We start from the raw sequence: 21,371 nt of genomic DNA on the forward strand, positions 1-21,371 counted from the left end.
GCCGCTAGCCAAGCCACTAGCCACTGGCCGCTGGCCGCCGGCCGCCGGCCGCTGCACGTCACCCGATCCGCACCCGCTGCGCCCGGCCCTCCGGGTCGATCAGGATCGCCCGCAGCGCGCCGTCGCGGCGGGCGAGCAGCGGGGGCAGCTCGCGCAGCCGGGCCAGCGTGCGGAAGTCGGCCAGGCGGCACTCGTGGAAGAGGAGCCGCGCGCGCGGGCGGAGCCCGGCGAAGAGCCCCCAGCGCGCCTGCCACGCGTCGGGATCCCCGACGATCACGCGCACCCCCTCGCCCGGCCCGGCTGCCAGCAGGTCCAACTCGCCGAGCTCCACCACGCTGCCCGCGGAACCGTCCCACGGGCCATCCCATGGGCCGTCGCCCGCACCGTCCCCAGCGCCGAGGCCGCCGCCCACGGATCGGGCCCCGGTCGGGCCGGCGGATGCCACGAGCGCGCGCAGCGCGGGCAGCACCCGGGCCGGCGCCGAGGAGACCACGAGCAGCAGTTCCTGCCCGAGTTCGAGCGGCTCGTCCGGCCTGGCCTCCGCGGCCGCTCCGGACTCGCCCGGGCCGGCGCACTGCAGCTCGAGGCCGCGCCACTCGCCGCGCCCGGCCGGGGCGCTCTCCCTCCAGGTGGCGGCCTTCCCGCCCGCGCGCAGGTGCTCGCCCCGCTCCGCCTGCCGCAGCAACACCGTGGCGTCGAACAGGGCGCGGTGGGTCTGCAGCGCGCCCGAGACGCCGCGGCTGGCCAGGGCGATGCTGCGCCCGGTGCGCGCGCCCTCGCGCAGCGCGATGCCGAGCATCTCACCGGCCTCCGCCTGGTACTCGGCGGGCCACCGGGCCAGCACGGCATCCCAGTCGTCCAGGAGCAGCAGGCGCTTGGCGCCGGCGCTCGGCCACGGCTCGGTCGCCGAGATGAGTGCGTCCCAGTAGCCCTCCGGGTCCTCCGTGCCGCAGCGCTGCACCGCCCACCCGACGGCCGACGCCTGCTCGGCGAGGGCCCAGAGCACGCTGCTCCGCCCGCTGCGGGCGACGCCCAGCACGAGCAGCGGGCCGTGCTCGGCGGGCGCCCAGAGCGCCGGGCGCCGCCGCTGCCGCTCCGGCTCGTCCACGATGCCGAGCGTGAATGCCGTGCCAGCCGCGGTGCCCGCGACCGGCCCCGATTCCGCCCCGAGCAGCGCGGCGGGCACCTCGGTGAGGTTCAACGCGTCGGGCAGCGGGGGCAGCCAGGGCCGTCGCACGCCGGCACCGGCCGCGCCGCCCGCACCGGCAGACCCCGGGCCGTCCGCCGAGCCGCCCACGGCCGCGTCGAGTGCTGTGCCGACGGCCCGCTCCAGCTCCTCCCGCTCGCTGATCGCCGACTGGAACTCGATCAGGCGCCCGTCGCCGGCGGCGACGATGGCCCGACCGGGTTTGCCGGGCGGAAGCAGGGCGGCGGAGTCGGTGCCGATGGTCGCCCTGCTGTCATCCCGGTTGTTGACCCGGAGCGAGATGCGCAGCGTGCAGTTGGCCAGCAGCGCGTCCCGCAGCACGCCGGCCGGCCGCTGCGTGCAGAGGATGAGGTGCATGCCGAGGGAACGCCCGCGGGCGGCGATGTCGACGAAGACCGCGTGCAGATCGGGTGCGCTGCCGAGCATCGCGGCGAACTCGTCGACGACGATCACCAGGCGCGGCAGCTGCCCGCGCACCGCCGGGTCGTCGATCTCGCGGGCCCGGACGGCGCGCAGGGTGCGCTCCCGGTGGCGCAGCTCGGCCTGCAGGCTGGCCAGCGCCCGGGCGGCCTCCGCCTCCTCGAGGTCGGTCAGCACCCCGACGCAGTGCGGCAGCCGGGCGAGCTCCCCGAACGCGGAGCCGCCCTTGAAGTCGACCAGCAACACCGAGAGCGCGCTGGGCGGGTAAGCCGCGGCCAGCGAGAGCACCCAACTGACCAGCAGCTCGCTCTTGCCGCTTCCCGTCGTGCCGCCCACCAGGGCGTGCGGCCCGTTCGCGACGAGGTCGAGCTCGATCGGCCCACGCTGGGCGACCCCGAGCACGCAGCTGAGCCCGGCTCCGCGCCGGCCGAAGCGCTCCAAGTCGTGCAGGCGCACGAGGTCCGGCAATCGGGCCTCGACCGGCGCCACCCCGGCGCTCCCTGCGGCGCGGGCCAGCCGGCCGGCCGCGACGGCCGCCTGCTGCCGGCCGAGCAGCTCGGGCACCAGCCGGGTGCCGATCGCCCCGCCGCCCGTGCGGAGGAGCAGCGCCGACCGCGCCGATTCCACTCGGAGGATGCTCTGGCAGCCGGTCGGCAGCTCTTCGATCGAGTCGGCCACGGCCAGCAGGTGCGGCGGGGATCCGCCGGAGGATGCTTCTCCGCCGTGCGCGGGCACAGCCGGTTCCGCGCCGTCCACTCCCCCGGCCCGGTCCACGAGCAGCAGGCCCGCACCGCCCGGTGCCGCCACGCGGCAGTGCGGCAGGGCGGCGGCCCACTGCCACTCCGCACCGGGCGGCAGCTGCAGCGACACCGAGCCGGGGTGGGCGGAGCGCAGGAATTGCAGCAGCAGGCCCCTGAGCACCGGCCGGGCGAGGGCGGCAGGGCCGACGACGCCGATGCCGCCGGCCAGGGGCTCCGTCACCGGTGCGTCCTGCACGGTCTCCGCCCGGTCACAGATCTCGCGCAGCGCGCCGAGCGCGGCCCAGCCCGCCGGGTCCAGGTCGCCGGCGGCGCCGCCGGCCGGGGCCGGGTCGAGGCGCACCGAACTCGGCATCGGCCCGCTGCCCAGGGTGACGAGGCCGGGGCCCCGCCCCTGCCAGCGCCCGGCGTCCTCCTCGCCCGCCGCGATGTCCAGTGCCGACGGCGTCAACAGGCGTGCCGCGCGCCGCTCCTCGTCGTGCCGGGCCGCCAGCTGCCCGTCGAGCTCGGCCAGTTCGCTGTCGAATCGCGCTCGGGCGCGGCGCAACGCCCTCCTGCCCTGCCGCCTCCCGTCGAGCATGCCCGCCACGGCCACCACCGGCCCGAGCAGGGCGAAGAGCAGCACAAACGGTGAGTGGGTGAGCAGCCAGATGCCCCCGGCCGCCACGACGGGGGCGACGCTGGCCACGAGCGGGAAGGGCGTGCGCGCGGGCCGCTGCGGCAGGGCGGGAGCGGTGAGGGTGCCGGATGAGGGCCCCTGCCGCATCGGGGAGGACGGCGACATGATCGCAGTCGACCACCGGCTGCCGCCGCCGTCACCCCTCTCGTGCCCGGCGGTGCAGAACTCCGCGCGCGGCACGGGCTGTGCACAACAGGGCGTGGCGCTCAGGATGGGTGCGCCCGGGAAGCGTTGACACAGGAGTCAGTGACGCTGCCCTCGTTGACGCAGGCCTCGTTGCCGCACGCCTCGTTGACGCAGTGCCAATCGACGCAGGACTCGCGCGCTCAGGCGACGACGAAGAACTGCTCGCCGATCTCGACCCGGGTGCCCCGGCCGGCCAGGTAGCGGCGCCCGGCCTCGCAGAGGGTCACGGTGCCGTCCGCGCGACGCAGCACGGTGCCGTTGCCGGAGGCGCGGTCGCAGACCCAGAGCTCGCCGTCGTGCTGGCCGAACTCGAGGTGGGTCTTGGAGACAGAGCGCCCGGCATCCGTGATCTGGACCAGATGATCGAAGCGCTCGTTCGCTGCGGGCAGCGGGCGGCGTCCGATCAGGCCGCTGCCGCTGACGTCGAAGGTCTCTCCGGTGCTGAACTGCAGCACGAAGCTGATGCCGGAGACCGCGCTGCGCGGTTCGCTGACGGCCGGCTCGGTGCCGGCGGGGGCCTCGGCGGCGGGCTCGGTCGGCGCTGTCGGGGCGTCCAGCGAGATGCTGACGATGCCGGTGGTCTGCCGTGGGCGGATCGGCTGGATCACGGTCGTGTCGGTCGGGCGGGCGTCGGTGCGCTGGCGCGACTGGGGGGTCGCGCTGGTCGAGCTGCCGCATTCGCCGCAGAAGAGGGCGTCGCTCGGGAGCTCCGCACCGCAGATCTGGCAGTTCACGATCGCTCTCCTTCCATCCCCCCAGCGTACTGGCTGCCGGCGGGCTTCACCGCGACCACGTCGACGACGACCACCGTCACGTTGTCGCGCCCGCCGTTGCCGAGGGCCGCCCCGACCAGTTCCGCCGCGGCATCGGCAGGGCGCGGGTTGGCCATCAGAAAATGCCGGATGCCGTAATTCGTCAGTTCCTTGGTGAGCCCGTCCGAGCAGATCAGCAGGCGCACGCCGGGCTCGACCGCGAGCAGCTGGTAGTCGGGGACGGGGGCCTCGTGGAAGCCGACGGCCCGGGTGATGACGTTGCTGTGCGGGTGGACCTCGGCCTCTTCCGGCGTGATGTGGCCGGAGTCGATGAGCTCCTGCACCACGGAGTGGTCACGGGTCAGCTGCTCCAGTTGGCCGGCGCGCAGCGCGTAGACCCGGGAGTCGCCGATGTTGAACACCAGCCAGGCGGCATCCGCCCCGGCGGTCGTCGTGATCGCGGCCCCCGTCACCGTCGTGCCCGAGCCGGAATCCGTGAGCCCGACCTGGTGGTGCATGTCCTGCACGGCGAGGCGGAGGGCCTCGTCGATCGCGGCGGGGCCGACGGCACTCTCGCCGGTGTGCTCGGCGAGCCGGCTCACGACGGCGGCGCTCGCGACGTCCCCCGCCGAGTGGCCGCCCATCCCGTCGGCGACGGCGAAGATCGGCGTCGCAGCCAAGAAGCTGTCCTCGTTGGCCTCGCGGCGGCGCCCCGTGTCGGTGAGCGCGGCCCAGGCCAGCGTGATCTCCGTGCCGTTCGGGGTCGAGAATGTCTCGGTGTGGCCGATGTGTTCCTGGCCGTTCTGAATCACCTGGTGCGCCTTTGCTAGGTGGTGGGTGGGATCCAACTTTATCGCCACCTGGCGGCCCCATCGGCCGAATGCGGCAGCAACTCGACCACCACGCCGTCTCCGAGCAGGATTCTGCTGCCCGGCACGACGACGGTGGCGACCCCGGCCTGCAGGTGCAACTGGGCGCCGTCCGGCAGCTCGACGAGGGTGCCGTTGGTCGAATGCAGGTCGGTCACGACCACGTCCTCCCCGCGCGGGCCGAGCAGGATGTGGGTCGCGGAGACCTCCTGCGCGGGCGAGACCACGGTGATCAGCCGGGCGGTGCCCTGGCCGAGCGCGGTGGCGCGCGGGCGCCGGCCGATGTAGCTGTCGACATCGAGCACGAAGATCTCCCCGGCGATGCGCATCCGGGGCGCGGCGGCCTCCCCGCCTGCCGGCCCCTCCTCGGCATCGCCCGGCACGCCCAGCACCAGGTCGAGCCGGCGGCCGTGCAGCGCGCTGCCCTGCTGGGCGCCGCCCTGCTCCGCCCACTGCCCGTCTCCGTCGACGCTCGCCGTCGCGCCGCGCGGCGGCAGTTCGGCCGCGGTGATCGGGCGGGCATTCTCGACCGAGAAGGAGAGCGCCCTCACCTCGCGGAAGTCGGCGAGCAGCCAGGGGCGGATGCCGCGGCTCGTGAGCCGGCTGGGTCCGCCGCTGCCGAACACATCGACGGCGGCGCTCCCGCGCACGATGACGCTGACGGTGCCCTCCGCGCCGTCCCCGGCGGTGCCGTCGATGTCCGCCGCCAGCTCGACGACGGCGAAGTCCTCAACGGCGTTCTCGCCCTGCAGCGGGATCACGGCGAGCACGCGCTCCAGCGTGCCCTCAGCGGCGCCGCGGAGGCCCAGCAGCGCGTCGAGCACCGGCTCCGGCGTGCTGCCGGGCACCGCCGCCACCCAGCTCTGGGCGATGACGTAGTTCCAGAGCGTGCTCGGGTCGACACCCTGCACGTCTGGGACTGCGCGCCACCGCGGGGCACTCATCCGATGTAGCTCATCACGTGCTTGATCCGCGTGTAGTCCTCGAAGCCGTACATGGAGAGGTCCTTGCCGTAGCCGGAGTGCTTGAACCCGCCGTGCGGCATCTCGGCGACGATCGGGATGTGCGTGTTGATCCAGACACAGCCGAAGTCGAGGTGCTTCGCCATCCGCATGGCGCGGCTGTGGTCCTTGGTCCAGACCGAGGAGGCGAGGGCGTAGTTGACATCGTTCGACCAGCGTAGGGCCTCCGCCTCATCGCTGAACCTCTGCACCGTGATGACCGGGCCGAAGATCTCGTTCTGCACGGCGTCGTCGTTCTGCTTGAGGCCGGAGACGATGGTGGCCGGCCAGAAGTAGCCCCGGTCGCCCTGGCGCGCGCCGCCGAGCTCGAGCGTGGCGTGGTCGGGCAGGCGGTCGATGAAACCGCTGACCTGGGCCAGCTGGCCCGCGTTGTTCACCGGTCCGAACAGGATGCCCTGCTCGCTCGGAGCGCCGGTGATGGCGTTCGCGCGGGCGTAGTCGCGCAGCGCCTGCACGAACTCGTCGTGGATCCCGGCCTGGACCAGCACCCGGGTCGCCGCAGTGCAGTCCTGTCCGGCGTTGAAGTAGCCGGCGGCGGTGATTCCCCGCACGGCGGCCTCGATGTCGGCGTCGTCGAAGACGACGACGGGGGCCTTGCCGCCGAGCTCCAGGTGCACCCGCTTGAGGTCGCTGGCCGCGGCCTTGGCCACCTCCATGCCCGCACGCACCGAGCCGGTGATGGACACCATCTGCGGCGTCCGGTTCTCGATCATCGCCGCACCGGTCGAGCGGTCGCCGGTGACGACGTTGAGCACGCCCGGCGGCAGGAACTCGGCCGCGACCTCCGCCAGCAGCAGGGTGGAGAGCGGGGTGGTGTCCGAGGGCTTCAGCACCGTGGTGTTGCCCGCGGCGAGCGCGGGTGCGAACTTCCACACGGCCATGTTCAACGGGTAGTTCCAGGGGGTCACCTGCCCGATCACGCCGACCGGCTCGCGGCGGATGAAGGAGGTGTGGTCCTTCATGTACTCGCCGGCCGAGCGGCCCTCCAGATTGCGCGCGGCGCCGGCGAAGAAGCGGATCTGGTCGACGGAGAGCAGGATCTCGTCCTCGACGAGCGTGCCGCGCGGCTTGCCGGTGTCCTGCGACTCCGCGTCGGCGAACTCCTCGGCGCGCGCCTCCATGGCGTCCGCGATCCGGAACAGGGCGAGCTGGCGCTCCCCCGGCGTGGTCTCGCCCCAGACCTCGAACGCGTCGGATGCCGCGGCATACGCGTCGGCGACATCCTCTGCGGTGGAGATCGGGCTGGTGCCGTAAACCTCCTCGGTTGCGGGGTCGACGAGCTCGAGCCGGGACTCGGAACGCGACTCGGTGTAGTCGCCATTGACAAAATTGCGCAGTTCACGGTGGGTCATGGCCAACATCCTAGGCTGCTCCTGCATCAGGATCGAGCCCGCTATTCGATGGAATCAGTCGAAGATGTGCCTTTCAACCACGGATTCCCTTGTCAGAGTGGCCTCGCACTGACAGAATCAAGCCATGAGCACGCAGGGTCGCATATCTCCGGTCAAGCCGGTGCAGCTGGATGCTGTCTCCAAGGCGATCATCGAGCAGCTGCAGGTCGACGGCCGACGCAGCTACGCCGAGATCGGCAAGGCCGTCGGCCTCAGCGAGGCCGCCGTTCGCCAGCGGGTGCAAAAGCTCACGGATGCCGGGGCGATGCAGGTCGTCGCCGTCACCGACCCGATGCAACTCGGTTTCTTCCGCCAAGCGATGATCGGCATCCGGGCCAGCGGCGACACCCGCGTGCTCGCCGATGCCATCTCCGCTCTCAGCTCCGTCGACTACGTCGTGCTCACGGCTGGCAGCTTCGATCTTCTGGTTGAGGTCGTCTGCGAGGACGACGAGGAGCTGCTCACTCTGCTGAACACGCAGATCCGCAACCTGGACGGCGTGATGAGCACCGAAACGTTCGTCTATCTCCGACTTCACAAGCAGTTGTACAACTGGGGAACACGGTAAATCATGGGAATCTCAACTCGTCCGCAGCTCAGCGAAGAGCAACTCCAGCAGAAGGCCAAAGACCACCTCTGGATGCACTTCACCCGCCAGTCCGGCTTCGAGCAGAACGATGTGCCGATCATCACCAGGGGTGAGGGCCACCACATCTTCGACTCGAAGGGCAAGAAGTACTTCGACGGCCTCTCCGGGTTGTTCGTCGTGAACGCGGGCCACGGCCGCAAGCGCCTGGCCGAGGTCGCGGCCAAGCAGGCGGAGGAGCTCGCCTTCTTCCCGCTGTGGTCCTACGCCCACCCCTCTGCGATCGAGCTGGCCGACCGGCTGGCCGACTACGCGCCGGGCGACCTGAACAAGGTGTTCTTCTCCACCGGCGGCGGCGAGGCCGTCGAGACGGCGTTCAAGCTCGCCAAGTACTACTGGAAGCTGCAGGGCCGCCCCACCAAGCACAAGGTGATCTCGCGCGCCGTCGCCTACCACGGCACACCGCAGGGCGCCCTCGCCATCACCGGCATCCCGGCGATGAAGGAGATGTTCGAGCCCATCACGCCCGGCGGCTTCCGGGTGCCGAACACCAACTTCTACCGGGCCGGCGAGGTCGGCGCCCCGAGTGATGACCTGGAGCAGTTCGGCGTCTGGGCGGCCAACCGCATCGAGGAGATGATCCAGTTCGAGGGCCCGGAGACCGTCGCGGCCGTGTTCCTGGAGCCGGTGCAGAACTCGGGCGGCTGCTTCCCGCCGCCTCCCGGCTACTTCCAGCGCGTGCGCGAGATCTGCGACAAGTACGACGTGCTGCTGGTCAGCGACGAGGTCATCTGCGCCTTCGGCCGGATCGGCCACATGTTCGCCTGCGACCAGTACGGCTACGTGCCGGACATGATCACCTGCGCCAAGGGCATGACCAGCGGCTACTCCCCGATCGGCGCGACCATCGTGAGCGACCGCATCTACGAGCCGTTCTCCAAGGGCGACACGACGTTCTACCACGGCTACACCTTCGGCGGTCACCCCGTCTCGGCCGCGGTGGCACTGGAGAACCTGGACATCTTCGAGGAGGAGAAGCTCAACGAACGCGTCCGCGAGAACTCCCCCTTGTTCCGGGCCTCGCTGGAGACGCTGCTCGACCTCCCGATCGTCGGCGATGTGCGCGGCGACGGCTACTTCTTCGGCATCGAGCTGGTCAAGGACAAGGCGACGAAGGAGACCTTCAACGATGAGGAGTCCGAGCGACTGCTGCGCGGCTTCCTCTCCAAGGGCCTCTACGACGCCGGCCTGTACTGCCGGGCCGACGACCGCGGCGACCCCGTCGTGCAGCTGGCGCCGCCGCTGACCATCGGGCCGGCCGAGTTCACCGAGATCACCGACATCCTGCGCGGTGTGTTGAGCGAGGCGTGGTCGCGGCTCTGAGCCGGGAGGCTGCGGCACCGCCCAGCCTCTGGCTCGACGCGTTGGTGGCCTCCGGCGCCGACGACTTGCGGCCGCGCCCAGCGCTCGGCCGCAACGCCGCCTTCGACGTCTGCATCGTCGGCGGCGGCCTGACCGGGCTGTGGACTGCGTACTACCTGGCGAAGGCCGACCCGAGCCTGAAGATCGCCGTGCTGGAGAAGCACATCGCCGGCTACGGCGCCTCCGGGCGGAACGGCGGCTGGTGCTCGTCGCTGTTCCCCACCTCCGCGGAGGCGTTGGAGCGCAGCCACGGGCGGGAGGCGGCCGTCGCCATGCGGCAGGCCATGATCGACACCGTCGACGAGGTCGCCCGGGCGAGCGCCGCCGAGGGCATCGACTGCGATTTCGCCCAAGGCGGCACGGTCTCCTTCGCGCGCAACGCCCCGCAGCTGGCTGCGGCCACGGCCGACGTCGCCGCCGCGGCCGCGTACGGCGTCGACAAGCTGGAGCTCTGGGGCGCCGAGCAGGTCGGCGAGCGGTTCGGGGCGCGGGGATCCGGCAGCGAGCGCCCGCTCGGCGCCGTCTTCGACCCGTCCTGCGCCCGGATCCAGCCGGCGAAGCTGGTGCGCGGGCTGGCCCGGGTGGTCGAGTCGCTCGGCGTCTCCCTCTTCGAGCACACCGAGGTCACCAACTGGTTCGCCCGCCGGGTCCGGTTCCGCTCCGAGCTGCCCGACGGCAGCAGCGTCGACGGCGCGGTGTCGGCGACGAACATCGTGATCGCCGTCGAGGGGTACGGGGCGGCGCTGCCCCGGGTCGGCCGGCACGTGCTGCCGCTGTACTCGCTGATGATCGCGACAGAGCCGCTCAGCGACGACGTCTGGCGCGAGATCGGCATCGAGCACGGCCAGACGTTCACCGACTACCGCCACCTCGTGATCTACGGCCAGCGCACGGCCGACAACCGGCTCGCCTTCGGCGGGCGCGGCGCCCGCTACCACTGGGGCAGCGCAATCCGCGAGGAATACGACCGCGACCCGCGCGTCTTCGGCCACCTGCAGCGCACCCTCGTCGACCTCTTCCCCGCTGCGGCGGATGCCGCCATCACCCACCGGTGGGGCGGGCCGCTCGGGGTCAGCCGCGACTGGCATGCGACGGCGAGCTTCAACCCGAAGACCGGTGTCGGCATCGCCGGCGGCTATGTCGGCGACGGGCTGAGCACCACGAACCTGGCCGGCCGCACCCTCAGCGCGCTGATCCGGGACGAGCAGGGCCCGCTGACGGAGCTGCCCTGGGTCAACCACCGCTCGCCGCGCTGGGAGCCGGAGCCGCTGCGCTTCGTCGGCTCTAACCTGGGGCTTCTCGCCACGGGCCTCGCCGATGTCGAGCAGGGGCTGACCAAGCGGCCGTCGCTCGCCGCGAAGCTGATGGCGCCGCTCACCGGCCACTGACCCGGACAGGCACCGGCCCGGACGGGTTCCGGCCCGGGCAGGCACCGGCAGCGGAGCTGCGCCGGCACCGGAGCCGGCCACCGGCACCGGCGCTGCGCCGCACGGCGGACGTTGAGCTGCCCGGCTCGGCTGTTGCCGCGATTCCCGGGCGCGTCGCGCCGCCCAGGGTGGAACGATCCGTACACTGAGCGACTATGTCCACCATTACAAGCACCCCACTCTGGGCGCCCCTCTACGGCGCATCCTTCGGCGAGGCCTTCTCGCGTTTCTGGAAGAAGTACGCCACCTTCTCTGGCCGCGCCAGCCGCAGCGAGTACTGGTACTGGGCGCTGGCCAACGGCCTGGTGCTGCTGGTGCTGTTCGGCGCCACCCTCGCGCTCGGCCTGCCCACCTCCACCGTCGATCCGGCTACGGGCACCTCGACGCCCGGTGTGATTGCAGTGATCGGCCTCGTGCTCATCGGGGCATGGACGCTCGCGACCGTCATCCCGGGGCTCGCCCTCACCGTGCGCCGACTGCACGACATCAACTTCAGCGGCTGGATGTGGTTCCTCAACCTGATCCCGTCGATCGGCTCACTGATCATCTTCATCTTCACCGTGCTGCCCTCCGACCCGCGCGGGGCGCGGTTCGACCAGCCGACCGCCTGATCCGCCGCGGTGCCGGCCGCTCCACCGGCACCGCGAACGCCCACTCCGGCAGGTGCCCGGCCCGGAGCATGGCATCCAGCAGGCCGGCCAGCCCGTAGCCGGGGTCGATGCCCAGGGCCATGCCCAGCAGCACCCGGCCCTGCTGCTGCGCCCGAGCGCCCAGTTCAGCCAGGCGAGCAGGGTGAGTGGCGGCGGCTTGCGGCTGCGCGGGGCCCGCGCCACGAGCTCCAGCAGGAGGGCGATCGCCGCCTCGATCCGCTCCGGGTCTGGTCGCGGCCCCTCCCCCCAGAGCAGTCGGGCGCTCTGCTCACCCGCACCCGGTTCGCCGGCGGCGAAGCGCTCGTTCTCGCGCTCCGCCGCGAGGCCAGCGCCCGCCCCGAAGGCGAACTGCAGCAGGAGCACGTCCCTGCTGGGCGGCGACTGCATCGTGAAGAGCAGCGCGGCCGCGTGCAGGTCACTCAGCTCGCCAGGCTGCCCGGCGAGGCTCGACTCCACGATCGCCGGAACATCCAGCAGGACGTCCAGCTCGGCCGACGGCACGCCGAGCGCCACGGGGTCACGGGCCATCTCCCGGAACCGGGCGAGGAGGCGGCCGATCCGCTGCCGGGTCGCGAGGTCCGCCGAGGACTCCTCCAGCGCTGGACCGTGCTGGTCATCGAGGGCGGCCGGCCGGCCGGCGCCCGCCGGGCGGGCGGCCGCGATCAGCTCGAGCGCGCGCCCGCCGCGCGGCACCGCCGTGTCGAAGTAGGACGCCCAGCCGTCGGCGGCGACGCACAGGGCGTCCCGCACCCGGAAGCCGGACTGGCCGGCGTGGAAGATCAGCGCGTTCATGAGCTCGCCGTGCGGCGGGATGCCGCCGGCGCCGAAGCGGGCAGCCGTGTACGCCACCGGCACCACGGCATCCACCTCGGGGATCTTGCAGAGCATGCCGATCAGCGAGGACGCCATGGCGCTCACGGTGTCGGCATCGACCGGTCCGTCCGGCGGCAGGTCGACGCGGAGCGCCCCGCAGCTGCGTGAGCCCCGAAAGGCGACAAGCACCATGCTCTGAACCGGCCGGAAGCCGGCCAGCTCGGGCACGATGGCCAGGAACTCCTGCGGCTCGTGGGCCGTGATGATCGTTGTCATGCGGCGATTCTTCGCCGGGCACGCACCCGTCGGAAGCCCCCAGCTGGCGGGTGTGCACAACTGCTGGTCCGGGCCGCCCTGTGCACAACTCACGCGGTGCACAACTCGCCCGGTGCACAACTGACGCGGTGCACGCACGCGGCGGGGAGCCCGGCCCGGCCGGTTAGGCCGCGCCCTCCTCGCCCTCCAATGCCGGAGCCTCGAACTGCGCGTTGTACAGGCGGTAGTACGCGCCGCCCTCCTGCAGCAGCTCGGCATGCGTGCCCTGTTCGACGATCTGCCCGTTCTCCATCACCACGATGAGGTCGGCGTCCCGGATCGTGGAGAGCCGGTGGGCGATGACGAAGCTGGTGCGGTCGCTGCGCAGGGCGTTCATGGCCTTCTGCACGAGCAGCTCGGTGCGGGTGTCGACCGAGCTCGTCGCCTCGTCCAGGATCAGCACGCTCGGCTGGGCGAGGAAGGCGCGCGCGATCGTGATCAGCTGCTTCTCGCCGGCACTGATGTTGCCGGCCTCGTCGTCGAGCACCGTGTCGTATCCCTCCGGGAGGGCGCGCACGAAGCGGTCGACGTAGGTGGCCTGGGAGGCGGCGAGGATCTCCTCCTCCGTGGCACCCGGCCGGCCGTAGGCGATGTTCTCCCGGATGGTGCCGCCGAACAGCCAGGTGTCCTGCAACACCATGCCCATCCGGCCGCGCAGCTCCGCCCTGGTCATCGTCGCGATGTCCGTGCCGTCCAGCGTGATCCGGCCGGAGTCCAGTTCGTAGAAGCGCATGATCAAGTTGACCAGCGTGGTCTTGCCCGCACCGGTCGGCCCGACGATGGCGATCGTGTGCCCGGGCTCGGCGACGAGATTCACGTTCTCGATCAGCGGCTTGTCCGGGGCGTAGCGGAAGCAGACGTCCTCGAACACGAGGCGGCCGCTGCCCTCCCCGGATGCCGCGCGACCGGACCCCGCGCGCTCAGACTCCGCGCGCTCGGATGCCGCGGCCAGGGCGCCTGCGCGCGCCGGCGCGGCGGGGGCCGGTGCCGCCCCGGCAGACGCCACGGCATCCGGGCTCTGCTCCTCGGCGTCGAGCAGCTGGAACACCCGCTCGGCCGAGGCGACGCCGGACTGCAGCAGGTTCGCCATCGAGCCCAGCTGGCTGAGCGGCTGCGTGAACTGCCGGGAGTACTGGATGAAGGCCTGCACGTCGCCGAGGCTCATCTGGCCGCTGGCGACCATCAGGCCGCCGATCACGGCGATGGCGACGTAGACGAGGTTCCCGACGAACATCATCGCCGGCATGATGATGCCGGAGACGAACTGGGCGCCGAAGCTGGCCCCGTACAGCTCCTCGTTCTTCTCGGTGAACTCGTCGTTCGTCTCCTGCTGGCGGCCGAAGACCTTGACCAGGGAGTGCCCGGTGTAGGTCTCCTCGATGCGCGCGTTCAGCTCGCCGGTGTGCTTCCACTGGTCGACGAAGAGCTTCTGCGAGCGCTTGCCAATGATCACCGTGATGAGCAGCGTCAGCGGGATGGTCACGAGCGCGACGAGCGCGAGCAGCGGCGAGATGGTGAACATCATGACCATCACGCCGATGACGGTCAGGATCGACGTCAAGGCCTGGCTCAGCGTCTGCTGCAGGCTCTGCGAGACGTTGTCGATGTCGTTCGTGACCCTGCTGAGCAGTTCGCCGCGCTGCGTCTTGTCGAAATAGCTGAGCGGGAGCGCGTTCAGCTTCACCTCGATGTCCTGCCGGAGCCGGTAGACGGTGCGCTGCACGCTGCCGTTCAGCACGAAGCCCTGCAGCCAGAGGAACAGCGAGGCTGCGAGGTAGAGCGCGAGCACGCCGAGCAGCACGCTGCCGAGTGCGGCGAAGTCGATGCCCTGCCCCGGGGTGAGGTTCATCGAGGAGAGCATGTCGGCCAGCTGGCCCTGCCCGGAGGAGCGCAGCTGCTCGAGCACCTCCTCCTTCGTCGCGCCGGCCGGCATCTGGGCCGAGACGACGCCCTCGAAGATGATGTTCGTGCCCTGGCCGAGCAGCTTGGGGCCGAGCACGCTGAACACGACGCCGATGACGGCGAGGATCGTGACGGAGATGATCTGGAACCACTCGGGGCGGAGCCGGCCGAGCAGCCGCTTCAGCGACGGGCCGAAGTTCATCGCCTTCTCGACGGGGGCGGCGCCCGCCATCGGCCCGCGCCCCATCGGGCCGCGCCGGGGAGCAGCGGTCGCGGCGCCCTCCGTCGTGTTGTCGTCTGCCTCGCTCATGCTGCCTCCTCCGCGGTGAGCTGCGAAGAGACGATCTCCGCATAGGTCTCCGAGCTCTCCAGCAGCTCGTCGTGCGTGCCGCGGCCGACGATCTCACCGCCCTCGAGCACCAGGATCTGGTCGGCGTCGACGATGGTCGACACCCTTTGAGCGACGATGAACAGCGTGGCGTCGCCGATGTCGGCCCGCAGCGCCCGACGCAGGTTCGCATCGGTGGTGAGGTCCAGCGCAGAGAAGGAGTCGTCGAAGATGTAGATCGCCGGCCGCTTCACGAGGGCTCTGGCGATCGCCAGCCGCTGTCGTTGGCCGCCGGACACGTTGGTGCCGCCCTGGCTGATGGGCGCGTCGAGCCCGCCGGGCATCGAGGCGACGAAGTCCCGGGCCTGGGCGACCCCGAGGGCGTGCCAGAGCTCCTCATCGGTTGCATCGCTCTTGCCGTAGCGCAGGTTGCTGGCCACCGTTCCGGAGAACAGGTAGGGCTTCTGCGGCACCAGGCCAATGTGGCCCCAGAGCAGCTCCTGATCGATCTCCCGCACGTCGACCCCGTCGATCTCCACCGTGCCGGCGGTGGCGTCGAACAGCCGCGGCAGCAGGTTGACGAGGGTGGTCTTGCCGGAGCCGGTGCTGCCGATGACGGCGGTCGTCGTGCCCGGGCGCGTGATGAAGCTCACGTCGGTCAGCACCGGCTGCTCGGCCCCCGGGTAGGAGAACGCGACGTCATCCAGCGCGATGGAGCCGACCCCGTGCAGGCTGACGACGGGGTTCGCCGGCGGTGTGACGCTCGGCTCCGTGCCGAGCACCTCCTGGATGCGGTCGGCGCAGACGGCGGCGCGCGGGATCATGACCGCCATGAACGTCGCCATCATGACGGACATCAGGATCTGCATGAGGTAGCTGAGGAACGCCGTCAGGGTGCCCACCTGCATGGAGCCGTCATCGATCCGGAATGCCCCGAACCAGAGCACGGCGATGCTGGAGACGTTGAGCACGAGCATCACGACGGGGAACAGCAGGGCCATGAGGCGCCCCGCCCGCAGCGCCGTGTCGGTGAGCTCGGCGTTGGCGGTGCCGAAGCGCGCGGCCTCGATCGGCTCGCGCACGAAGGCGCGGATCACCCGGATGCCGGTGAGCTGCTCGCGCAGCACCGTGTTCACCCGGTCGATGCGCTTCTGCATGGAGCGGAACAGCGGCACCATGCGCATCACGATCAGCCCGACCGCGATGAGCAGCACGGGCACCGCGACCGCGATCAGCCAGGACAGCTCGAGGTCCTGCCGCATCGCCATGATGATGCCACCGACGCAGAGGATGGGCGCGCTGACCAGGATGGTGCAGGTCATCAGCACCAGCATCTGCACCTGTTGCACGTCGTTGGTGGAGCGGGTGATCAGCGAGGGCGCGCCGAAGAGCGCGACCTCGCGCTCCGAGAACTGGCCGACCTTCTCGAACACGCCCTGGCGGAGGTCCCGGCCGAGCGCCATGGCGGCGCGCGCGCCGAAGTAGACGGCCATGATCGCGCAGATCACCTGGCCGAGGGTGATCAGCAGCATCCACCCGCCCGTCGTGATGATGTACGCCGTGTCGCCCTTCGCGACGCCCTGGTCGATGATGTCGGCGTTGAGCGTCGGCAGGTAGAGCGAGGCGATCGACTGCGCCAGTTGGAACACGACCACCCAGAGGAGCAGCCAGCGGTAGGGCTTCAAATAGCGCCAGACCAGTGGGAGAAGCATGGGACTCCTAGTCGTTCGAGGGGGCGGTGGTGAGGGTCTGTGCCGGGGCGGATGCAGCAGCGGCCAGCCCGTGCAGGAGCAGCGCGGCGATCTCCGCCGTCGTGAAGTTCTCCCCCTCGCTGAGCAGCGGGTGCGTCATCGAGAGCGTGGTCAGCCGGATCATCTGGGCGGCCCGGCGGGGTGGCACGCGCAGCTCGTCGGTGTGCCGCGCGAGCACCTCGGCGACGGCGAGGAGGATCGGCTCGCTGTCCGGGCGCGCGTGCCTGCCGGCATCCGCCCGCGACCTCGACCAGAAGTCGAGCGCGACCATGAGGCCGAAGAGTTCGCGCACACGCACCTGCAGCAGCGACACGATGGTCGCGACCGACTCGTCCAGGTCGGCGGCGGGCGGGATCTGAAGCAGGGACGCCGCGAGCGCCCCGCCGTCCATGTGCCGGTGCAGGGCGGCGGCGAGCAACTCCTCCTTGTCGGCGAAGACACGATAGATGGTGCCCTCGGCGATGCCGGCGGCGGCCGCGATCTGCTTGCTGGTGACATCGCGCCCGTGCGCGATGAGCAGCGGGATGGTGGCGTCCAGGATGGCGCTGCGCCGCTCGTCGCGGCCGAGCGGCTTGGCTCGGCCGGGCTTCACGGATGCGGCGGCGGGAATCACTCGTGAATCGTAACTGAGTGAGCGCTCACTCAGCTAGGGACGGCCTTCCGCTCTCGGTGAACACGCAGCGCGTGCAGTGCGCACTCGCGGCCGGCGCGTTCCCGCGGCCCCGGGCACGCCGACGAGCCGCGTCCGGACATGCGGGGGCCCGGCCGGTGCGCTGCACCGGCCGGGCCCCTGTCCGTGCTCAGGCGTAGGCCGCGACGACGCGCTCGATCTCGCGGACGGTCTCCGCGCTCGGCGCCTCGATCGCCATCCGGACGGTTCCGCCCCGGATGCCGAGCGCCCGGTAGGCCGCCTTCATGCGCCCCATGTTGCCCTGCACTGTGTCGACGGCGTCGTCCACGTCCCTCTGGGCGGCGGCGATGGCCTGCGCGTCACCGGTTGCCGCGGCGGCGGCCAGCGCCCGGAACGGCTTGGGCAGCACGGAGGAGATGCCGGAGATGACGCCCTGCGCGCCGTAGCGCTCCGCGCGCGCCAGATCGCGGTCTCCCCCGGTGTAGATGAGGAAGGACTCCGGCACGACCGCCCGGTAGGCGGCCAGCTGCTCGAGCGGCTCGTCGCTGACCTTGGCGCCGACGAAGTTGGGCAGCTGGGCGATGCGGGCCATCAGCTCGTTGCTGACGAAGTTGCCGCTGACGGCCCGGAAGACGTAGACGTACACGTCGATGCCGTCGGCCGCCGCGCTGATCTGGCTGAAGTAGTCCAGCAGCGCGGCATCCGTCGCCTTGAGGTAGTACGGGGTCAGCACGGCGACCTCGGTGGCGCCGGCCTCGCGGGCCTGCTGCAGGTAGCGCAGCGCGTCGTAGACGCTTGCACCGCCGACGTGCACGACGACGCGCATGACGGGGGCCAGCACCTCGAGGCTGAGCGCGGTCAGCGCGCCGCGCTCCTCGAAGCTGAGCGCCGGGAACTCCCCCGTCGTGCCGAGCACGAATGCGCCCTCGTTGCCGGATTTGGCGACGTACTCGAGGATCTCGCGCGAGCCGTCGAGATCGAGCCGCCCGTCCTCGTGGAAGGCGACGGGGACGGCGGTGAGGATGTCTCTTCTGGTCATGATTTCTTTCTGTGGGTGAGGGATGTCTGGGGCCGGCTCACACGCCGGTGGGGGCGTGCTCGCGCTCGGCCGGCAGGGCGGCCAGCGCGGCGGCGGCCTTCTTGCGCGCGCGCAGCCGGCCGACGATCGGCACGACCAGCGAGATCAGCGCGAGCCCGAGCATGGCGGCGGTCAGCGGGCGGCTGACCACGTCGAAGAAGTCGCCCTGGGCGATGAGCAGCGCGCGGCCGAGTTCCTTCTCGGCCAGGGGGCCGAGCAGCATGCCGAGCACGACCGGCCCGGCCGGGAAGCCGGTGCGCTTGAGGATCACCCCGACGACGCCGAAGGCGAGCATCATGATCACCGTGGTGAGGTTGTTCGTCGTCGCATAGGTGCCGATGACGCAGAAGATCAGGATCGTCGCCCAGAGGTAGTGGTTCGGCACGTCGAGCAGCTTGACCATGCCCTTCATCCGCACCAGGCTGACGCCGAGGGAGAGGATGGTCGCGATCAGCATGATTCCGGCGATGCTCACGACGAGGTCCGGCCGGTTCGTGAAGAGGCCGGGGCCGGGGCTGATGCCCCAGATCATCATGGAGCCGATCATCACGGCCATCACGGAGTCGCCGGGTACGCCGAGCGCCATCGTCGTCGTGAGCGAGCCGCCGAGGGTGGCGCTCGACGCGGTGTCGGATGCCGTGATGCCCTCGATGGAGCCCTTGCCGAAGTCCTGCGGCCGCTTGGAGACGGCGCGTGCGCGGTCCCAGCCGATGAGACCGGCGATGTCGCCGCCGGCGGCCGGGACGAGCCCGACGCCGAGCCCGACCGCGCCGGAGACGAGCATCGGCTTGCCCATCTGCTTGACTTCCGACTTGTTCGGCCACCAGCGGCCGAGGCTGGAGATCGGCTTGACCTTCGACTTGCGGTAGGTGAGCAGCTGGTCGAAGAGCTCGCCGATGCCGAACAGGCCGATGATCACGGCGATGAAGCTGAAGCCGTCGCGCATGTCGGTCAGCCCAAGCGTGAAGCGGGCGTCGTTCGTGATCGCGTAGGTGCCGACCGCACCCAGGGTGAGGCCGAAGACGCCGGCGAGGAGCCCCTTGAGCAGCGACTTCGAGGAGATGCTGACCATGATGGTGAGGCCGAAGACGACGAGCGCGAACATCTCTGCCGGGCCGAAGAGCTTGTTGGCCATGGTCGCCAGCGGCACCGCCACGGCGATGAACAGCACGAGACTGGCGAGGATGCCGACGGCGGAGCCGAGGGCGGAGATAGTCAGTGCCAGCCCGGCCCTGCCCTGCTTCGCCATCGGGTAGCCGTCGAAAGTGGTCGCGATCGAGGCCGGGGTTCCCGGCGTGTTGACGAGGATCGACGGCACCCGGTCGCCGAAGTTGGCGGCGACGTAGATGGTGAGCAGCACGGCCAGGCCCTGCACCGGTTCCAGCGTCAGGGTGAAGCCGGCGGCGAGCGCGACGGCCATGGTCGCCGTGATGCCGGGGAAGGCGCCGACGAGCAGGCCGAGGCCGAGGCCGAGCAGCAGACAGAGCCCGACGGTGGGGTCGAGCAGCGACGCCATCCCCTCGGCGAATCCGTTCATAGTGCGATCCTTAGCAATTGGCCGAACAGGAGGTAGATGAAGCCCGTCGTCACGACCGGGTAGATCACGAGGGACTTCCAGCCGCGGGCGCCGAAGACGAAGAGCAGTGCGGCGAGGTAGAGCGGTGCGACGATGACGAACAGCTTGAAGCCGATCACCAGCCCGAATAGGGTCAGCGTCGCCGTCTTCCAGGACCACACGCCGAGGAAGCCGGCCGTCAGGGCGAGGGCGATGAGCAGCTTGCCCATCTGGCCGGGCTGCACCCGTTCGAGGTCGTCGCGCTCGTCCGGCTTGCCGACGATGGCGATCACGAGGCGGGCGACCGCGAGGCCGATGCCGAGGAGGGCGAGGATGGTCGGCCAGAATCGGGCGTCGATCTGGCCGGGGTCGGCCGCGCGGCGCAGCTCGATGGACTGCGCGGCGACGAGCAGGATGACGTTGAAGAGGAGTGCCGCTGCGGCCACGATGATCTCGAGACGCTTCGACGGCTGGGCGACGACGTCGGGGTCGACCGTGGAGACGATGCCGGTCTCGGCCTCGGCCTCGGGGGCCGGCGCCGTGGCCGCGATGGTGGTCGCGGCCACGGCGTCGTCGGTGCCGAGGCCCAATGGTTGTGGGCTCATGGCTGGTGGTTAGCCCAGCAGCTCAGCGAAGCGCGTGAACTGCTCGTTCACGAACGTCGTCCAATCGGCGGAGTTGCGGTAGACGACGAGGTTGCCCGCGTTCTTCTGGAACGCCTGGTACTCGTCGGACGCGACGGCCTCCTTGATGGCGGCCTCCAGCGTCGCGTGCACGTCGGTCGGCAGACCGGCCGGTGCGTAGATTCCGCCCCAGCCACCGAACTCGAGCGGGTAGCCCGCCTCAGCAGCCGTCGGGATGCCGGGGAAGTTCGGGTGCTCCTCGTCGTGCAGCACGGCGAGGACACGCAGCGTGCCGTCGTCGTTGCCCGCCTTGGCCTCGCCGGCGCCGGAGACAACGGCGTCGATCTGGCCGCCGATGACGGCGGCCACGGCCGGTGCGCCGCCCTCGTGCGGAACGTTGGTGAACTGCGCACCGGACTCGCCGGCGAGCGCCTTGGCCGCGGCCTCCCAGATGGAGCCGGTGCCGGAGTTGCCGACGGTCAGGGGCTGGCCCTTGGCCGCGGCGATCAGGTCTTCGAGGGTCTGGTAAGGGCTGTCGGCGCTGACCGAGATGACACCGGGGGCGAGCATGATCTGGCCGAGCAGGTCGTAGTTCTCCGGGAGCACGTCGGCGCCCTGCGTGGTGTTGAGCATCGCGATCTCGACCGGGCCGAAGCCGAGCGTGTAGCCGTCGGCCGGGAGGCCGGCGACGTACTCCATGGCCGTCGCGCCGCCTGCGCCCGGGCGGTTCTCGACGATGATGTCGGTGTCGAGGATGCGAGAGAGCTGGTCGGCGAGCGCACGCGAGGAGAGGTCGGAGCCGCCACCGGGGTTGGCCTGCACGATCAGGGTGATCGGCTTCTCCGGGAAGGTGCTCACCGGCTCGGCGGCTGCGGCGTCTTCTTTCGGCTTGGTTTCGGCCGCGGTGCCGACGGTGCAACCAACGAGCGAGAGCGAGAGTGCTGCGACGGCGATGCCGACGAGAGCTTTCTTGGGATTCACAGGCTTAACTCCTTTGTCTTGGCCA

General features: G+C 71.1%; 17 protein-coding genes. 4 read left to right on the forward strand and 13 right to left on the reverse strand.

Annotation, left to right across the window (positions count from 1 at the left end; translation table 11 throughout):
- Positions 1-58: 58 nt before the first annotated feature.
- From GY24_RS06485 to GY24_RS06505, 5 genes are all read right to left on the reverse strand, one after another.
- Complete coding sequence (locus tag GY24_RS06485) at positions 59-3,169, reverse strand: FtsK/SpoIIIE domain-containing protein (protein WP_104474905.1); 3,111 nt, start codon at positions 3,167-3,169, stop codon at positions 59-61.
- Positions 3,170-3,390: 221 nt separating this feature from the next.
- Positions 3,391-3,984: a zinc-ribbon domain-containing protein gene (locus GY24_RS06490; protein ID WP_104474906.1), complete on the reverse strand. Its 594-nt coding sequence runs from the start codon at positions 3,982-3,984 to the stop codon at positions 3,391-3,393.
- Positions 3,981-4,814 carry a PP2C family protein-serine/threonine phosphatase gene (locus GY24_RS06495; RefSeq protein WP_104474907.1) on the reverse strand — a complete coding sequence of 278 codons (834 nt, stop codon included), beginning with the start codon at positions 4,812-4,814 and terminating at the stop codon, positions 3,981-3,983. The genes GY24_RS06490 and GY24_RS06495 overlap by 4 nt, the downstream gene beginning before the upstream one ends.
- 38 nt (positions 4,815-4,852) lie before the next feature.
- The gene (locus GY24_RS06500; RefSeq protein ID WP_133161134.1) at positions 4,853-5,815 is read right to left on the reverse strand and encodes an FHA domain-containing protein; all 963 of its coding nucleotides are present in this window, start codon (positions 5,813-5,815) and stop codon (positions 4,853-4,855) included.
- Positions 5,812-7,245, reverse strand: a complete 1,434-nt coding sequence (locus GY24_RS06505) for a gamma-aminobutyraldehyde dehydrogenase (RefSeq protein WP_104474909.1) — start codon at positions 7,243-7,245, stop codon at positions 5,812-5,814. The genes GY24_RS06500 and GY24_RS06505 overlap by 4 nt, the downstream gene beginning before the upstream one ends.
- A 124-nt stretch (positions 7,246-7,369) precedes the next feature.
- On the opposite strand from GY24_RS06505, the gene GY24_RS06510 reads away from it, so the two are divergent.
- The 4 genes from GY24_RS06510 to GY24_RS06525 all read left to right on the forward strand — a co-directional run bounded on the left by GY24_RS06510 (position 7,370) and on the right by GY24_RS06525 (position 11,330).
- Complete coding sequence (locus GY24_RS06510; protein WP_083363374.1) at positions 7,370-7,852, forward strand: Lrp/AsnC family transcriptional regulator; 483 nt, start codon at positions 7,370-7,372, stop codon at positions 7,850-7,852.
- A 3-nt stretch (positions 7,853-7,855) separates the two neighbouring features.
- Positions 7,856-9,253, forward strand: a complete 1,398-nt coding sequence (locus GY24_RS06515) for an aspartate aminotransferase family protein (RefSeq protein WP_104474910.1) — start codon at positions 7,856-7,858, stop codon at positions 9,251-9,253.
- Positions 9,238-10,680: an NAD(P)/FAD-dependent oxidoreductase gene (locus tag GY24_RS06520; RefSeq protein ID WP_233279230.1), complete on the forward strand. Its 1,443-nt coding sequence runs from the start codon at positions 9,238-9,240 to the stop codon at positions 10,678-10,680. Before GY24_RS06515 ends, GY24_RS06520 begins: the two co-directional genes overlap by 16 nt.
- A 194-nt stretch (positions 10,681-10,874) precedes the next feature.
- Positions 10,875-11,330: a DUF805 domain-containing protein gene (locus GY24_RS06525; RefSeq protein ID WP_104474911.1), complete on the forward strand. Its 456-nt coding sequence runs from the start codon at positions 10,875-10,877 to the stop codon at positions 11,328-11,330.
- Here GY24_RS06525 and GY24_RS06530 read toward each other — a convergent pair.
- The 8 genes from GY24_RS06530 to GY24_RS06565 all read right to left on the reverse strand — a co-directional run bounded on the left by GY24_RS06530 (position 11,256) and on the right by GY24_RS06565 (position 21,346).
- Positions 11,256-12,458, reverse strand: coding sequence for a DUF4192 family protein (locus tag GY24_RS06530; protein ID WP_161498696.1), 1,203 nt, complete (start codon positions 12,456-12,458; stop codon positions 11,256-11,258). The genes GY24_RS06525 and GY24_RS06530 overlap by 75 nt on opposite strands.
- A 163-nt stretch (positions 12,459-12,621) precedes the next feature.
- Positions 12,622-14,709, reverse strand: a complete 2,088-nt coding sequence (locus GY24_RS06535; RefSeq protein WP_104474913.1) for an ABC transporter ATP-binding protein — start codon at positions 14,707-14,709, stop codon at positions 12,622-12,624.
- Positions 14,706-16,439: an ABC transporter ATP-binding protein gene (locus GY24_RS06540; RefSeq protein ID WP_104474914.1), complete on the reverse strand. Its 1,734-nt coding sequence runs from the start codon at positions 16,437-16,439 to the stop codon at positions 14,706-14,708. Before GY24_RS06540 ends, GY24_RS06535 begins: the two co-directional genes overlap by 4 nt.
- A 7-nt stretch (positions 16,440-16,446) precedes the next feature.
- Positions 16,447-17,091 carry a TetR/AcrR family transcriptional regulator gene (locus tag GY24_RS06545; protein WP_161498697.1) on the reverse strand — a complete coding sequence of 215 codons (645 nt, stop codon included), beginning with the start codon at positions 17,089-17,091 and terminating at the stop codon, positions 16,447-16,449.
- Between the two features lie 187 nt (positions 17,092-17,278).
- Positions 17,279-18,148, reverse strand: coding sequence for a dihydrodipicolinate synthase family protein (locus GY24_RS06550; RefSeq protein ID WP_104474916.1), 870 nt, complete (start codon positions 18,146-18,148; stop codon positions 17,279-17,281).
- A 37-nt stretch (positions 18,149-18,185) separates the two neighbouring features.
- Entirely contained in the window at positions 18,186-19,724 is a 1,539-nt protein-coding gene (locus GY24_RS06555; RefSeq protein WP_083363366.1) for a tripartite tricarboxylate transporter permease, read from the reverse strand.
- On the reverse strand, positions 19,721-20,347 hold the full coding sequence (locus GY24_RS06560) for a tripartite tricarboxylate transporter TctB family protein (RefSeq protein ID WP_104474917.1): 627 nt from the start codon (positions 20,345-20,347) through the stop codon (positions 19,721-19,723). The genes GY24_RS06555 and GY24_RS06560 overlap by 4 nt, the downstream gene beginning before the upstream one ends.
- Before the next feature lie 9 nt (positions 20,348-20,356).
- Positions 20,357-21,346, reverse strand: a complete 990-nt coding sequence (locus GY24_RS06565; RefSeq protein ID WP_233279231.1) for a tripartite tricarboxylate transporter substrate binding protein — start codon at positions 21,344-21,346, stop codon at positions 20,357-20,359.
- Between the last annotated feature and the right edge of the window lie 25 nt (positions 21,347-21,371).

It is taken from the genome of Microterricola pindariensis, assembly GCF_002936985.1.
GTDB classification, from domain to species: domain Bacteria; phylum Actinomycetota; class Actinomycetes; order Actinomycetales; family Microbacteriaceae; genus Microterricola; species Microterricola pindariensis.

Bases quoted from the DNA above. Each gene is read 5' to 3' on its own strand.
- GY24_RS06550 (WP_104474916.1), bottom strand. From the start codon at position 18,148: ATGACCAGAAGAGACATCCTCACCGCCGTCCCCGTCGCCTTCCACGAG.
- GY24_RS06485 (WP_104474905.1), bottom strand. From the start codon at position 3,169: ATGTCGCCGTCCTCCCCGATGCGGCAGGGGCCCTCATCCGGCACCCTC.
- GY24_RS06535 (WP_104474913.1), bottom strand. From the start codon at position 14,709: ATGAGCGAGGCAGACGACAACACGACGGAGGGCGCCGCGACCGCTGCT.
- GY24_RS06525 (WP_104474911.1), top strand. From the start codon at position 10,875: ATGTCCACCATTACAAGCACCCCACTCTGGGCGCCCCTCTACGGCGCA.
- GY24_RS06530 (WP_161498696.1), bottom strand. From the start codon at position 12,458: ATGACAACGATCATCACGGCCCACGAGCCGCAGGAGTTCCTGGCCATC.
- GY24_RS06500 (WP_133161134.1), bottom strand. From the start codon at position 5,815: ATGAGTGCCCCGCGGTGGCGCGCAGTCCCAGACGTGCAGGGTGTCGAC.
- GY24_RS06510 (WP_083363374.1), top strand. From the start codon at position 7,370: ATGAGCACGCAGGGTCGCATATCTCCGGTCAAGCCGGTGCAGCTGGAT.
- GY24_RS06505 (WP_104474909.1), bottom strand. From the start codon at position 7,245: ATGACCCACCGTGAACTGCGCAATTTTGTCAATGGCGACTACACCGAG.
- GY24_RS06560 (WP_104474917.1), bottom strand. From the start codon at position 20,347: ATGAGCCCACAACCATTGGGCCTCGGCACCGACGACGCCGTGGCCGCG.
- GY24_RS06555 (WP_083363366.1), bottom strand. From the start codon at position 19,724: ATGAACGGATTCGCCGAGGGGATGGCGTCGCTGCTCGACCCCACCGTC.
- GY24_RS06515 (WP_104474910.1), top strand. From the start codon at position 7,856: ATGGGAATCTCAACTCGTCCGCAGCTCAGCGAAGAGCAACTCCAGCAG.
- GY24_RS06540 (WP_104474914.1), bottom strand. From the start codon at position 16,439: ATGCTTCTCCCACTGGTCTGGCGCTATTTGAAGCCCTACCGCTGGCTG.